This is a genomic window from Pseudomonas sp. GOM7, assembly GCF_026723825.1.
GTDB lineage: Bacteria > Pseudomonadota > Gammaproteobacteria > Pseudomonadales > Pseudomonadaceae > Aquipseudomonas.
This window is the reverse complement of sequence record NZ_CP113519.1, coordinates 3230765-3243303: the sequence shown is the minus strand read 5'-3', so window position 1 is coordinate 3243303 and position 12539 is coordinate 3230765. Positions and strand designations below refer to the sequence as shown.

Genomic DNA, 12539 nt, shown 5'->3' with positions numbered 1-12539 from the left:
AGCAGGGCAAGGCTTGCGGCCAGTCGAAAGAAAGCTGAACTGACGTTCAAGTTTGTCCTGGTGCGGCCGATAGCAGTTGCAATCGAAAGCAAGGGAGGTGCGAAGATGCGCATCGACGCTAATACCCCGCTGAGCAACCTGAGCATAGCTTCTCAGCGACAAAATATCGCAGTCGAGCAGACGCCTGAAGAGGTGCGCGATGGCTTGCGGGTCAGCCTGTCGGAATTGGGCAAGAGCCTGTCGGCCAGCAGGGGCGAGGCGAACAACAAGGATGTCGACGAGAGCGGCTTGCCGGACAGCATCAAGGAGTTGCTGAAGATGATCCGCAAGCTGAAGGCTGAGATCGCCGCCAAGCAGGCCGAACTCAAGGCGCTGATGGCCGACCAGAGCCTGGATGCGGAAACCAAGCGGGCCAAGGCCGATGCCTTGCAGACGGAGCTGAGCAGCCTCAACAGCGCACTGACCTCGGCCAATGCCAACCTGATCAGGCAGATGCGTGAGCAGGGCTTGAGCAAGGAACAGATGCAGACCGCCTCATCCCTGGCCATGGGCTGAAAACGGTGTGCTGGCTGATGCCGGCCAGATATCGTCCGCGACCGTGGGAGCGGATTCATTGGCGATTCTGGCGGCTACGGCGGCAACCCTTTCGCAGATAAATCCGTTCCTACACTCTGTAAGCCGCAAAACACAGGCCGTGCTATTCAGATCACCCGTGAGAAGCGCTGACGCACCTGGTCGGTCAGGTAACGGTCGAACAGCATGCACAGCGAGCGCACCAGCAGGCGGCCGGCGGCCAGTACCCGGATGCCGTGTTCGCCAAGTTCGATCAGGCCGTCATCGTGCAGGCGCTGCAGATCCGGCCAGAGCGCCGAGAAGTAGTAGCGGAAATCGATGGCGTAAGCCTGTTCGATGCCACGGAAATCCAGCTCGAAGTGGCAGATCAGTTGCTGAATCACGGCACGCCGCACGCGGTCGTCGGCGTTGCAGTGCAAGCCACGGCGCGTGGCCAGTTGGCCATTGCCGAGGCTCTGCTGGTAGTTGCCGATGTCGCTGTCGTTCTGGCTGTACAGGTCACCTATCTGACTGATGGCCGAGACCCCCAGGCCGATCAGGTCGCAATGACCGTGGGTGGTATAGCCCTGGAAGTTGCGCTGCAGGGTGCCTTCCTCCTGCGCCACCGCCAGCTCGTCGTCGGGCAGGGCGAAGTGATCCATGCCGATGTAACGGTAGCCGGCCTTGGTCAGTTGCTCGATGCTGGCCTGCAGCATGGCCAGCTTGTCGGCTGCCGGCGGCAGCTCCTCGGCGTTGATGCGCCGCTGTGGCATGAAGCGTTCCGGCAGGTGCGCATAGTTGAACACTGACAGGCGATCGGGTTGCAGGGCGATCACTTCGGCCACGGTGCGAGCGAAGCGCTCCGGGGTTTGCTTGGGCAGGCCGTAGATCAGGTCGATGTTCAACGAGCGAAACTGCAGGGTGCGTGCCGCCTCGACTATGGCGCGGGTTTCTTCCAGGGTCTGCAGGCGGTTGACCGCGCGCTGCACCTCGGGGTCGAGATCCTGCACGCCGAGGCTGACGCGGTTGAAACCCAGCTCGCGCAGCAGGCCCATGGTCGACCAATCCGCTTCGCGGGGGTCGATCTCGATGCTGTAGTCGCCGGAGTCGTCATCCAGCAGGTTGAAATGCTGGCGCAGGTGCTGCATCAGACGGCGCAGTTCGTCGTGACTGAGGAAGGTGGGTGTGCCGCCGCCGAAGTGCAGTTGCTCGATCACCTGTTCCTTGCCGATGTAGCGGCTGACGATCTCGATTTCCCGTTCCAGTTTCTCCAGATAGGGCAGGGCGCGACCGCGATCCTTGGTGATCACCTTGTTGCAGGCGCAGTAATAGCAGATGTGCGAACAGAACGGGATGTGCACGTAGAGCGACAGTGGGCGGCCTGCCTTGCGGCTGTCGCGCAGCGCATGCAGCAGGTCGAAGGGGCCGATGTCGTCGTGGAACTGCACGGCGGTCGGATAGGAGGTGTAGCGCGGGCCGGCGAGATCGTAGCGGCGGATCAGGTCGGCATCCCACTGGATGGCGTCGAGCATGGGAAATAATCCTGTACAGGCTGTGCGGCCAGTCTAGGGATGCGGGTGTGTGGGGGCCTTGACCTGAATCAACGGGGAGAAAGGCAGGGGCGACCGAGAGCGTAGCCCGTGCTTCTGTTTTTACTTGACGCTTGAGGCTTGCAGCTTGTAGCTGCTCTGGCGACGTAGCCCGGATGCAATCCGGGGAGTGGTGGCAGGTTTTCCCGGATTGCATCCGGGCTACGCGCGTGCTCGTGCTTCTGCTTTTACTTGCCTCTTGAGGCTTGTAGCTGCTCTAGTGCCCCATCAGCCAATGCTGGTGCGGGCCGGGCAGGGTCCAGAGGCCGAACAGGATAACCAGCAGGCCACCCGCCATGCGCACGCCCCGTTTGCGCAGCAGCGCGGTGAGGCGCTCGGCGGCCAGCCCGGTGGCCAGTAAGACTGGCCAGGTGCCGAGGCCGAACGCCAGCATCAGCAGGGCGCTGTCCACTGCATTGCCCTGGCTTGAGGCCCACAGCAGGGTGCTGTAGACCAGGCCGCAGGGCAGCCAGCCCCATAGTCCGCCCAACACCACGGCCTTCGGGATGCTGGTGACCGGCATGAAGCGCCGAGTCAGGGGCTGGATGTACCGCCACAGGCCACGGCCCAGCGCTTCGATGCGCGTCAGGCCACTCCACCAGCCAGCCAGGTACAGACCCATGGCAATCAGCAGCAGGGCGGCAAGGCTGCGCATGACCAGCTCGGCGCTGCTGCCGGCCAGCGCCCAGCCCGCCAATCCCAGCAACAGGCCGGCGGTGGCATAGCTGAGGATGCGCCCGAGGTTGTAGGCCAGCAGCAGACGCAGGCGCCTGCCGCGTTGCTCGGCAGGGATCGCCAGGGTCAGTGCGCCCATCAGGCCGCCACACATGCCCAGGCAATGACCGCCGCCGAGCAGGCCGAGGATCAGCGCCGACACCAGCAGGGGAGCCAGCTCAAGCATCAGGTTTGCCCGGCTTGTTGTGATCCTCGGCCTGCTCGACGCCGGCCTTGTGCAGCGGATCCTCGTCGTCGAAGAGAATGCTGTGGGCGGGGCTGTCGAGGTCGTCGTACTGGCCGCTGTCCACCGCCCAGAAGAACAGCCAGATGGCGAACGCGACCAGGGCGATGGCGACGGGAATCAGGATGTACAGGGCGGACATACGCTCTCCGGGGTGGCGTCTGGGTAGGAGCGAGCCTTGTTCGCGAAATGCTTCTTCGCGAGCAGGGCTCGCTCCTCGATGTTCGGGCTACGCTTGCTGCAGCTTAGCGGCTCAGACGCAGGGCATTGAGTACCACCAGCAGCGAGCTGAACGACATGCCCACCGCTGCCCAGATGGGGGTGATCCAGCCGAGCGCCGCGAACGGCAGCACCAGGCCATTGTACAGGGTCGCCCAACACAGGTTTTCGATGATGATACGCCGTGTGCGTTTGGCCATGCTCAGGCCCTGCACCAGGCTGCTCAGGCGATTGGACAGCAGTACGGCATCGGCACTGGTCTTGGCCAGGTCGGACGCCGAACCCATGGCCACGCTGATATCGGCTGCAGCCAGCACCGGCACGTCATTGACGCCATCGCCGAGCATCAGTACGCGACGGCCTTCGGCATGCAACTGTTTGAGTACAGCCAGCTTGGCATCCGGGGTCAGGCCGCCACGGGCATCCTCGATGCCGAGCTGACGCGCCACTTCACCCACCATCGGCGAGCTGTCGCCGGACAGCAGGTGGATGTGCCAGCCACGGGCGCGGGCGGCGGCGATCAGCTCGGGCGCATCCTCGCGCAGGCGGTCGTCGAGCACGAACCACGCCAGTGGGCCCTGCTCATCCCCCAGCAGCAGCCACTGGCCATATTGGCTGGCAATCGCTGGCACGGTCTGGCCACTCAAGGCGCAGACGAAGCCGGCTTCGCCGATGCGCAGCAGGCGGCCGTCGACGCGGCCCTGCAGGCCCTGGCCGGGATAGCTGTCGACGCTGTCGGCTGCGCGTGGCGCCTGGCCAAAGGCGCGGGCAATGGGGTGTTCGGAGCGGTTTTCCAGGGCGGCGGCCAGGGCCAGGCAGGCGTCCTGATCGAGTTCGCGCAGCGGATGGACGGCGCTGAGGGCGAGGCGGCCTTCGGTCAGGGTGCCGGTTTTGTCCAGCACCAGCGTGTCGATATGGTTGAGGCCTTCGAGCACATGGCCACGGGTCAGCAGCAGGCCCAGCTTGTGCAGGCTGCCGGTGGCGGTGGTCAGCGCGGTCGGCGTGGCCAGGGCCAATGCGCAGGGGCAGGTGGCCACGAGCAGGGCGAGCACCACCCAGAAGGCGCGGCTGGAGTCGATTTCCCACCAGGCGAGACCGACCACGGCAGCGGCAACGAGGATGAACAGCAAAAACCACTGCGAAACCCGGTCGGCGATTTCTGCCAGGCGCGGCTTCTCGCTCTGCGCGCGCTCCAGCAGGCGCACGATGGCCGACAGCCGGGTGGCGTCGCCCAGGGCCTGCACGCTCACCGTCAGCGGGCCTTCGACGTTCAACGTGCCGGCGGTGACGGGGTCGCCGATGCCGCGTGCCTGCGGCAGGTATTCGCCAGTGAGCAGCGATTCGTCGACACTGGATTGGCCTGCGAGGATGCGCCCGTCAGCGGGAATCAGCGAGCCGGGTTGCACCAGCACTTGCTCACCTTCGCGCAGCTCGCTGAGCAGGATGCGCTGGCTCTGGCCGTCGGCGTTCAAGCGCAGGCAGGAGGCCGGTAGCAGCTTGACCAACTGCGCCGTAGCGGCTGCCGTCCGTTCTCGTGCACGGCGCTCCAGGTAGCGCCCGGCGAGCAAGAACAGCGCAAACATGCCCACGGCGTCGAAATACAGTTCGCCCTGGCCGGTGATGGTCGACCAGATGCCGGCCACGTAGGCACCGCCGATGGCCAGCGAGACCGAGACGTCCATGGTCAGGTGACGCGTACGCAGGTCGCGCAGGGCGCCACGGAAGAACTGGCCGCAGCAGTAGAAGACGATAGGCGTGGTGAGAAACAGGCTGGTCCAGCGCAGGATCTTGTCCAGCTCCGGCGACAGGTCGATGTTGAATTCCGGCCAGGTGGCCATGGTCGCCATCATCACCTGCATCCACAACAACCCGGCCACGCCCAGCTCGCGCATGCGCCGGCGGTTTTCCGCGGCCATGCGTTCGGCCGCCTCGTCAGCGCGCCAGGGGTGGGCGGCGTAACCGATGCGGCGCAGTTCGGCGAGCAGCTTGCTCAGGGCGATCTGGCTGTCCTGCCAGCGCACCTGCAGGCGATGGTTGGACAGGTTCAGGTGCGCTTCGGCCACGCCTGGCACGCCGCGCAGGTGCTTCTCGATCAGCCAGCCGCAGGCGGCGCAGCTAATACCTTCGATCAGCAACTGGGTTTCGCTCAGTTCGCCCTGGTGCTGGACGAAGGGCTGCTGCACATCGCTGCGGTCATACAGCGCCAGTTCATCCGGCAGGGCGGCGGGCAGTGCCTGCGGGTTGGCCGCGTTCTCGCTGCGATGGCTGTAGTAATGCTCCAGGCCGCCGGCGACGATGGCTTCGGCCACGGCCTGACAGCCGGGGCAGCACATTTCGCGGGTCTGGCCGAGCACGTCGGCATGGAACTGGCTGCCGGCAGGCACCGGCAGGCCACAGTGATAGCAGGGAGTGGGGGTGGGCATCGGCAGGGTCAGTAGGAGGGGTTGTCACCGATCATGATGCTCTGGCCATCGCTGATGGTCTCTTCCTCGAACAGCCGCCAGTTCTGGCTGCCTTCCTGGCCGAGCAGTTCGACGAAGCGGCGACCGCTGACCTGATCGACCATCTGCCCACGGTACTGGCCGTCCGCCGTCGGTTGCAGGATGACACGGCGATCGCGCTCCGGCTGGGTCGGCGAGATCAGGTTGAGCACGATCTGCTGTGGGCGGCTGTTACCTTGCAGGCTGAGCAGGGCGGTACCGGTGGTGTTGTCCAATATCAGCTCGCCATGTAGTTGCAGGCGCTCGGCCAGTTTCTCGCGCTCCAGCGACTGGTTGATGCCTTTGCCGACGTCGTAGTAATCGTCGGAAATCAACCCCGGTGGGTTTTTGGTGGCCAGGGTGAGCAGGGCAACGCCCTGCACCACCGAATAGCCCAGCAGGGCGATGATGAACCAGGGCCAGAACTGCTTGTACCAGGGTTTGGCTGGCGATGGTGCGTGCTCGGTCATGCTCTTTCCGTTGTCAGCGGACGCTTGGGCCGATGAAGCGGCTGTCAGCGTCGTTCTTGATACTGGGGTCGTCCGCCGATTGTACGTGGAAGACGATGTTGTTGGCGCTCGAGGGCAGCTTCTCCGGCGCGATGGAGAGCTCCACCGGGAAGGAGTACACCTCGCCGGCCAGGGCGCGCACCTCGCGCTTGCCTTCGTAGACCAGGCCGTCGAGGCCGTCGGCGCTGATCACGTAGGTCATGTCGTGCTGCGCCTTGTTCATGATCTTCAGGGTGTAGACGTTCTCGATGTAGCCACGCTCGTTCTCGCGAAATAGCACGCGATCCTTGAGCACGTCCAGCTCCACCAGCGGGCGGTTGGCCACGGCCCAGGCGAACAGGCCCATCATCGCCACCAGCGCGACAGCGTAGCCGATCAGGCGTGGCCGCAGCAGGTGGGTCTTGTGGCCGGACAGGTTGTGTTCAGTGGTGTAGCTGATCAGTCCCTTGGGATAGTTCATCTTCTCCATGATGCTGTCGCAGGCATCGATGCAGGCCGCGCAGCCGATGCACTCGATTTGCAGGCCGTCGCGGATGTCGATGCCAGTGGGGCAGACGTGCACGCACATCTTGCAGTCGATGCAGTCACCCAGGCCCTGGGCCTTGTAGTCCGCGTCCTTCTTGCGCGGGCCACGCTTCTCGCCGCGGCGCGGATCGTAGGAGACGATCAGGGTGTCCTGGTCGAACATCACGCTCTGGAAGCGCGCATAGGGGCACATGTAGATGCACACCTGCTCGCGCAGGTAGCCCGCATTGCCGTAGGTGGCGAGGGTGAAGAAGCCGATCCAGAAATAGGCCCAGCCGCTGGCCTGGCCGGTGAAGATCTCCACCACCAGGTCGCGAATCGGCGTGAAGTAGCCGACGAAGGTAATGGCGGTCAGCAGCGATACGCCGACCCAGATGCCATGCTTGGCGAGCTTGCGTCCCAGCTTGTTGCCGCTGATGGGTTGCTTGTCCAGCTTCATGCGCTGGTTGCGGTCACCCTCGGTGACTTTCTCCGCCCACATGAATACCCAGGTGAACACGCTCTGCGGGCAGGTATAGCCGCACCAGACGCGGCCGGCGAAGACGGTGATGAAGAACAGACCGAAGGCGCAGATGATCAGCAGCCAGGACAGCAGCATGAAGTCCTGCGGCCAGTAGGTGGCGCCGAAGATATGGAACTTGCGCTCCGGCAGGTTCCACCACACGGCCTGGCGACCATCCCAGTTGAGCCAGACGGTGCCGAAGAACAGCAGGAAGAGCAGGGCGCCGCCTGCGAGTCGCAGATTGCGGAACAGCCCGGTGAAGGCGCGGGTGTAGATCTTCTCGCGGCTGGCGTAGAGATCGACGCCGGCATTCTTGGCAGGGGGGGTGATGTCCTGGACAGGTATCTGATTGCTCATCGATGCGCACCACAGCGGTTGGTTGGCAGCCCAGGCCGATACGTGCCGGTCAGGGTCGTTTCACGGTACCCATATGGTACGCCTGAAAGACAACGCCCGGGTGCGACGAGCAGTCGCGACCCGGGCGTTCATTGACCCTTGTCAAAAGAGTCGTGCTGCGCTTACTGCTCTTCGCTCTGATGCGACAGGCTGTAAACGTAGGCAGCCAGCAGGTGCACCTTGTCGTTGCCGAGGAATTCTTCCTGGGCCGGCATCTTGCCGTGACGACCGTAGCGGATGGTCTGTTGCAACTGAGCATAGCTGCTGCCGTAGATGAACGCTGCCGGGTTGGTCAGGTTCGGCGCGCCCATGGCGGGGGTGCCCTTGCCGTCGGCGCCGTGGCACGCGAAGCAGGTGCCGGCGAAGACCTTCTGGCCAGCAGCGATGTCGGCTTCCACGCCTTCCGGCAGTTGACGGCCAGCCAGTTGGGTCAGCACGTAGGCGGCGACGTTGCGTACACCGTCTTCGCCGATGGCCGGGCCTTGGGCGGGCATGGCGCCTTCACGACCTTTGAGGATGGTGGTCTTGATGGTTTCCGGCTCGCCGCCCCAGCGCCATTCGTTGTCGGTCAGGTTGGGGAAACCATAGCTGCCCTTGGCATCGGAGCCGTGGCAGACCGAGCAGTTGGAGGCGAACAGGCGACCACCCATTTTCAGGGCTTGCTCGTCCTTGGCCACTTCCTCGATCGGCATGGCGGCGTACTTGGCGAACAGCGGGCCGTATTGCGCATCGGCGCGCGCCATTTCCTTCTCCCACTGGTGCACGCCGGTCCAGCCGGAGTGACGCATGGAGCCATCAGCAATCTGTACACCTTCTGCGAAGGGGGTCTTGCTCTCGCTGTCGAGGTAGTCGTACCCCGGCAGCAGGCCTTTGAAGTTGCCCAGGCCCGGATACAGGGCCAGGTAGCCGAGAGCGAAGACGATGGTGGCGACGAACAGCATGAACCACCACTTGGGCAGCGGGTTGTCATACTCCTCGATGCCATCGAAGCTGTGGCCGACGGTTTCGTCGGTCACTTCCTGGCGCTGGCCCTTGCGGGTGCCGAAGATCAGCCAGGTCAGGGCGAAGATGGTGCCCAGGGAGAGGATGGTTACGTACCAACTCCAGAACGTGGTCATTGGTTATTGCTCCTGGAAGAGTCTTGGTCACGCTTGGACTCGGGCTTGGTTTCGGGGTCGTCGGCGAAGGGCAGGTTGGCGGCTTCGTCGAAGCTGGACTTGCGCTTGCTGCTGTAGGCCCAGAGCACCACGCTGATGAAGGCGATGAACACCACCGCCGTGCCGATTCCGCGAATAGTCCCGATATCCATGGCGTCTTACCGTTTGTTCTTGATGGAAGTGCCGAGAACCTGCAGGTACGCGACCAGCGCGTCCATTTCGGTCTTGCCTTTCACTGCATCACGGGCACCGGCGATGTCCTCGTCGGTGTAGGGGATGCCGAAGCCACGCATGACTTCCATCTTCTTCGCGGTGTCCTTGCCATCGAGCTTGTTTTCCACCAGCCAGGGGTAGGCTGGCATCTTCGACTCGGGCACGACGTTGCGCGGGTTATAAAGGTGGGCGCGATGCCACTCGTCCGAGTAGCGGCCGCCGACGCGGGCCAGATCCGGGCCGGTACGCTTGGAGCCCCACAGGAAGGGGTGATCCCAGACGCTTTCGCCGGCGACGGAGTAGTGGCCGTAGCGCTCGGTTTCTGCACGGAACGGACGGATCATCTGCGAGTGGCAGCCGACGCAGCCGTTGGCGATGTAGATGTCACGGCCTTCCAGTTCCAGCGCGGTATAGGGCTTGAGGCCTTCCACCGGCTCGTTGGTGACGTCCTGGAAGAACAGCGGAACGATCTGGGTCAGGCCGCCGATGCTGACGGCAATCACCATCAGCAGCGCCATCAGGCCGATATTCTTCTCGATGATTTCGTGTTTCATCAGTGAGCTACTCCGGCGGGAATCTGCGCAGCCGCATCGTATTCAGCCGGCTTGGCGGCACGCACGGTGCGGTAGGTGTTGTAAGCCATCAGCAGCATGCCGGTGACGAAGAAAGCGCCGCCGATCATGCGCACCACGAAGCCGGGATGGCTGGCTTCCAGCGCTTCGACGAAGGAGTAGGTCAGGGTGCCGTCTTCGTTGACTGCGCGCCACATCAGGCCCTGGGTGATGCCGTTGACCCACATCGAGGCGATGTACAGCACGGTGCCGATGGTGGCCAGCCAGAAGTGGGCGTTGATCAGACCGATGCTGTGCATCTGCTCGCGGCCGAACACCTTCGGAATCAGGTGGTACAGCGAGCCGATGGAGATCATCGCTACCCAGCCGAGGGCACCGGCGTGTACGTGGCCGATGGTCCAGTCGGTGTAGTGGGACAGGGCGTTGACGGTCTTGATGGCCATCATCGGGCCCTCGAAGGTGCTCATGCCGTAGAAGGCCAGGGAGACCACGAGGAAGCGCAGGATCGGGTCGGTGCGCAGTTTGTGCCAGGCACCGGACAGGCTCATCATGCCGTTGATCATGCCACCCCAGCTCGGCGCCAGGAGGATCACCGACATGGCCATGCCGAGGGACTGGGCCCAGTCCGGCAGGGCGGTGTAGTGCAGGTGGTGCGGGCCGGCCCAGATGTACAGGGTGATCAGCGCCCAGAAGTGGACGATGGACAGGCGGTAGGAGTAGATCGGACGCTCGGCCTGCTTGGGTACGAAGTAGTACATCATGCCCAGGAAGCCGGTGGTCAGGAAGAAGCCCACGGCATTGTGACCGTACCACCATTGGATCATCGCGTCGGTGGCGCCGGAGTACATGGAGTAGGACTTGGTCAGACTGACCGGCATTTCCATGCTGTTGACGATGTGCAGCATGGCGGTGACCAGGATGAAGGCGCCGAAGAACCAGTTGCCCACATAGATGTGCTTGGTCTTGCGCTTCATGATGGTGCCGAAGAACACCAGCAGGTAGGTGATCCAGACCACACCCAGGAGGATGTCGATCGGCCACTCGAGTTCGGCGTATTCCTTGGAGCTGGTGTAGCCCAGGGGCAGGGTGATCACGGCGAGCACGATCACGGCTTGCCAGCCCCAGAAGGTGAATGCAGCCAGACCATCGGAAACCAGACGCGTCTGGCAGGTACGCTGGACCACGTAATACGAAGTCGCGAACAGTGCGCATCCGCCGAAGGCGAAGATCACCGCATTGGTATGCAAGGGACGCAGACGGCCGAAGCTGGTCCACGGCAGGCCTAGGTTGAGTTCCGGCCACACGAGTTGTGCGGCGATGAACACGCCTAGACCCATCCCTATGACCCCCCAGATCACCGTCATAATGGCGAACTGGCGGACCACCTTATAGTTATAAGCAGTCTGACTGATTGCTGTGCTCATGCTAGGGGTTCCACGGTTAATGGATTTTTATGGGGCAAAAATCGGCGGCAAGTATGGAGAAAGCAGGTAGCCATTGCAACGCAACCCACCGACACGATCAGGGTTTCAGGGCTTTTCATCGGCCTGTTGGTCAGGCCTGAAAAAGCGCCTTGCACCTCGTTGCGCAAGCAGTTTGCGCGGCGCTAGGAATGGATCGCCTTGGAATTGTATGCAGATGGCGACTGTCAACGAGCTTAGCGCAGGTGAAGGAGCCTGCGTTGCTGTTGGTCGGATGGTGCGACATCGGGTCGCATGAAGGGAGGGGCCGGTGGTCGCGGCTGCGACCACCGGCAAGAGGCGGGGTTATTGCTCTTTACCGTGGCTCAGCTTGTAGACATAGGCGGCCAGCAGGTGGGCCTTGTCGTTACCGAGGAAATCTTCCTGAGCAGGCATGTTGCCATTGCGACCATAGCGAATGGTCTGCTGCAGTTGAGCGAAGCTGCTGCCGTAGATGAATGCGCTCGGGTGGGTCAGATCCGGTGCGCCCAGGGCAGGTGTGCCCTTGCCGTCTGCGCCATGGCAGGCGAAGCATGTAGTGGAGAAAATCTTCTCGCCTGCGGCGACATCCGCCACTTCGCCTTCCGGCAGTTCACGGCCACCCAGTTTGGTCAGCACGTAGGCGGCTGCGTTGCGTACGCCGTCCTCGCCGATCACCGCACCCTGCGGCGGCATCATGCCGTGACGCCCCTTGAGGATGGTGGTCTTGATGGTTTCCGGCTCGCCGCCCCAGCGCCAGCTATCGTCGGTCAGGTTGGGGAAACCGTAGCTGCCCTTGGCATCGGAACCATGGCACACCGCACAGTTGGAGGCGAACAGACGACCGCCCATCTTCTGCGCCTGCTCGTCCTTGGCCACTTCGGCGATGGGCATGGCGGCGTACTTGGCGAAGATCGGGCCGTACAGCTCATCGGCACGATCCATCTCGCGCTGCCACTGATTGACCTGAGTCCAGCCGTCTTCGTAGCCGGGCAGCAGGCCCTTGAAGTTGCCCAGACCCGGGTAGAGCAGCAGGTAGGCTGCGCCGAACACCAGGGTGCCGAGGAACAGCATGAACCACCACTTGGGCAGCGGGTTGTCATACTCCTCGATGCCATCGAAGGCATGGCCCATGGTCTGCTCGGTCGGGTTCTTGTGCACTTCGCTCTTGCGGGTAGCGAAGATCAGCCAGAACAGCGCGACCATCGTGCCGACGGTGAGCAGGGTGACGTAGATGCTCCAGAAGGCTGTCATGCTTCATTACTCCAGACATCGGGCTTGTCGTCGGCGAACGGCAGGTTGGCCGCTGCGTTGAACTCGTCGCGGCGTTCGCCGCTATAGGCCCAGAAGGTGACTGCGGTGAAGGCGATCAGTACCAGTGCGGTACCCAGACCGCGCAACGTACCCACATCGATGAACTCGAACATG

Annotated in this window: 13 protein-coding genes; 1 reads left to right on the top strand and 12 read right to left on the bottom strand. The window is 63.3% G+C overall.

Features of this window, described 5'->3' with window-relative positions:
* The first annotated feature begins 105 nt into the window (after positions 1 to 105).
* Positions 106 to 555, top strand: coding sequence for a hypothetical protein (locus OU800_RS14195; RefSeq protein ID WP_268177937.1), 450 nt, complete (start codon positions 106 to 108; stop codon positions 553 to 555).
* A gap of 146 nt (positions 556 to 701) precedes the next feature.
* On the opposite strand, the gene hemN is transcribed toward OU800_RS14195, so the two are convergent.
* The 12 genes from hemN to OU800_RS14135 all read right to left on the bottom strand — a co-directional run bounded on the left by hemN (position 702) and on the right by OU800_RS14135 (position 12538).
* The gene (gene hemN, locus OU800_RS14190) at positions 702 to 2084 is read right to left on the bottom strand and encodes an oxygen-independent coproporphyrinogen III oxidase (RefSeq protein WP_268177936.1); all 1383 of its coding nucleotides are present in this window, start codon (positions 2082 to 2084) and stop codon (positions 702 to 704) included.
* Positions 2085 to 2358: 274 nt separating this feature from the next.
* Complete coding sequence (locus OU800_RS14185) at positions 2359 to 3042, bottom strand: sulfite exporter TauE/SafE family protein (RefSeq protein WP_268177935.1); 684 nt, start codon at positions 3040 to 3042, stop codon at positions 2359 to 2361.
* Positions 3035 to 3241 (bottom strand): cbb3-type cytochrome oxidase assembly protein CcoS, encoded by a 207-nt coding sequence (gene ccoS, locus OU800_RS14180; protein ID WP_268177934.1) that lies wholly within the window; start codon positions 3239 to 3241, stop codon positions 3035 to 3037. The genes OU800_RS14185 and ccoS overlap by 8 nt, the downstream gene beginning before the upstream one ends.
* Positions 3242 to 3344: 103 nt before the next feature.
* Complete coding sequence (locus OU800_RS14175; protein WP_268177932.1) at positions 3345 to 5741, bottom strand: heavy metal translocating P-type ATPase; 2397 nt, start codon at positions 5739 to 5741, stop codon at positions 3345 to 3347.
* Between the two features lie 8 nt (positions 5742 to 5749).
* Complete coding sequence (locus OU800_RS14170; protein WP_268177931.1) at positions 5750 to 6268, bottom strand: FixH family protein; 519 nt, start codon at positions 6266 to 6268, stop codon at positions 5750 to 5752.
* Positions 6269 to 6281: 13 nt separating this feature from the next.
* The gene (gene ccoG, locus OU800_RS14165) at positions 6282 to 7691 is read right to left on the bottom strand and encodes a cytochrome c oxidase accessory protein CcoG (protein ID WP_268177930.1); all 1410 of its coding nucleotides are present in this window, start codon (positions 7689 to 7691) and stop codon (positions 6282 to 6284) included.
* Between the two features lie 161 nt (positions 7692 to 7852).
* Entirely contained in the window at positions 7853 to 8848 is a 996-nt protein-coding gene (gene ccoP, locus OU800_RS14160; protein ID WP_268177929.1) for a cytochrome-c oxidase, cbb3-type subunit III, read from the bottom strand.
* On the bottom strand, positions 8845 to 9039 hold the full coding sequence (locus tag OU800_RS14155; protein ID WP_268177928.1) for a cbb3-type cytochrome oxidase subunit 3: 195 nt from the start codon (positions 9037 to 9039) through the stop codon (positions 8845 to 8847). Before OU800_RS14155 ends, ccoP (OU800_RS14160) begins: the two co-directional genes overlap by 4 nt.
* A gap of 6 nt (positions 9040 to 9045) precedes the next feature.
* A complete protein-coding gene (gene ccoO, locus OU800_RS14150; RefSeq protein ID WP_134675985.1) occupies positions 9046 to 9654 on the bottom strand; it encodes a cytochrome-c oxidase, cbb3-type subunit II in 609 nt (202 codons plus the stop codon).
* On the bottom strand, positions 9654 to 11096 hold the full coding sequence (ccoN, locus tag OU800_RS14145; protein WP_268177927.1) for a cytochrome-c oxidase, cbb3-type subunit I: 1443 nt from the start codon (positions 11094 to 11096) through the stop codon (positions 9654 to 9656). Before ccoN ends, ccoO begins: the two co-directional genes overlap by 1 nt.
* A 342-nt stretch (positions 11097 to 11438) precedes the next feature.
* Positions 11439 to 12365, bottom strand: coding sequence for a cytochrome-c oxidase, cbb3-type subunit III (gene ccoP, locus OU800_RS14140; RefSeq protein ID WP_268177926.1), 927 nt, complete (start codon positions 12363 to 12365; stop codon positions 11439 to 11441).
* Positions 12362 to 12538, bottom strand: coding sequence for a cbb3-type cytochrome oxidase subunit 3 (locus OU800_RS14135; protein ID WP_268177924.1), 177 nt, complete (start codon positions 12536 to 12538; stop codon positions 12362 to 12364). The genes ccoP (OU800_RS14140) and OU800_RS14135 overlap by 4 nt, the downstream gene beginning before the upstream one ends.
* Between the last annotated feature and the right edge of the window lies 1 nt (position 12539).

Bases quoted from the DNA above. Each gene is read 5' to 3' on its own strand.
- ccoS (WP_268177934.1), bottom strand. From the start codon at position 3,241: ATGTCCGCCCTGTACATCCTGATTCCCGTCGCCATCGCCCTGGTCGCG.
- OU800_RS14170 (WP_268177931.1), bottom strand. From the start codon at position 6,268: ATGACCGAGCACGCACCATCGCCAGCCAAACCCTGGTACAAGCAGTTC.
- ccoP (WP_268177929.1), bottom strand. From the start codon at position 8,848: ATGACCACGTTCTGGAGTTGGTACGTAACCATCCTCTCCCTGGGCACC.
- ccoN (WP_268177927.1), bottom strand. From the start codon at position 11,096: ATGAGCACAGCAATCAGTCAGACTGCTTATAACTATAAGGTGGTCCGC.
- OU800_RS14155 (WP_268177928.1), bottom strand. From the start codon at position 9,039: ATGGATATCGGGACTATTCGCGGAATCGGCACGGCGGTGGTGTTCATC.
- ccoP (WP_268177926.1), bottom strand. From the start codon at position 12,365: ATGACAGCCTTCTGGAGCATCTACGTCACCCTGCTCACCGTCGGCACG.
- OU800_RS14185 (WP_268177935.1), bottom strand. From the start codon at position 3,042: ATGCTTGAGCTGGCTCCCCTGCTGGTGTCGGCGCTGATCCTCGGCCTG.
- ccoO (WP_134675985.1), bottom strand. From the start codon at position 9,654: ATGAAACACGAAATCATCGAGAAGAATATCGGCCTGATGGCGCTGCTG.
- hemN (WP_268177936.1), bottom strand. From the start codon at position 2,084: ATGCTCGACGCCATCCAGTGGGATGCCGACCTGATCCGCCGCTACGAT.
- OU800_RS14135 (WP_268177924.1), bottom strand. From the start codon at position 12,538: ATGTTCGAGTTCATCGATGTGGGTACGTTGCGCGGTCTGGGTACCGCA.
- ccoG (WP_268177930.1), bottom strand. From the start codon at position 7,691: ATGAGCAATCAGATACCTGTCCAGGACATCACCCCCCCTGCCAAGAAT.
- OU800_RS14195 (WP_268177937.1), top strand. From the start codon at position 106: ATGCGCATCGACGCTAATACCCCGCTGAGCAACCTGAGCATAGCTTCT.
- OU800_RS14175 (WP_268177932.1), bottom strand. From the start codon at position 5,741: ATGCCCACCCCCACTCCCTGCTATCACTGTGGCCTGCCGGTGCCTGCC.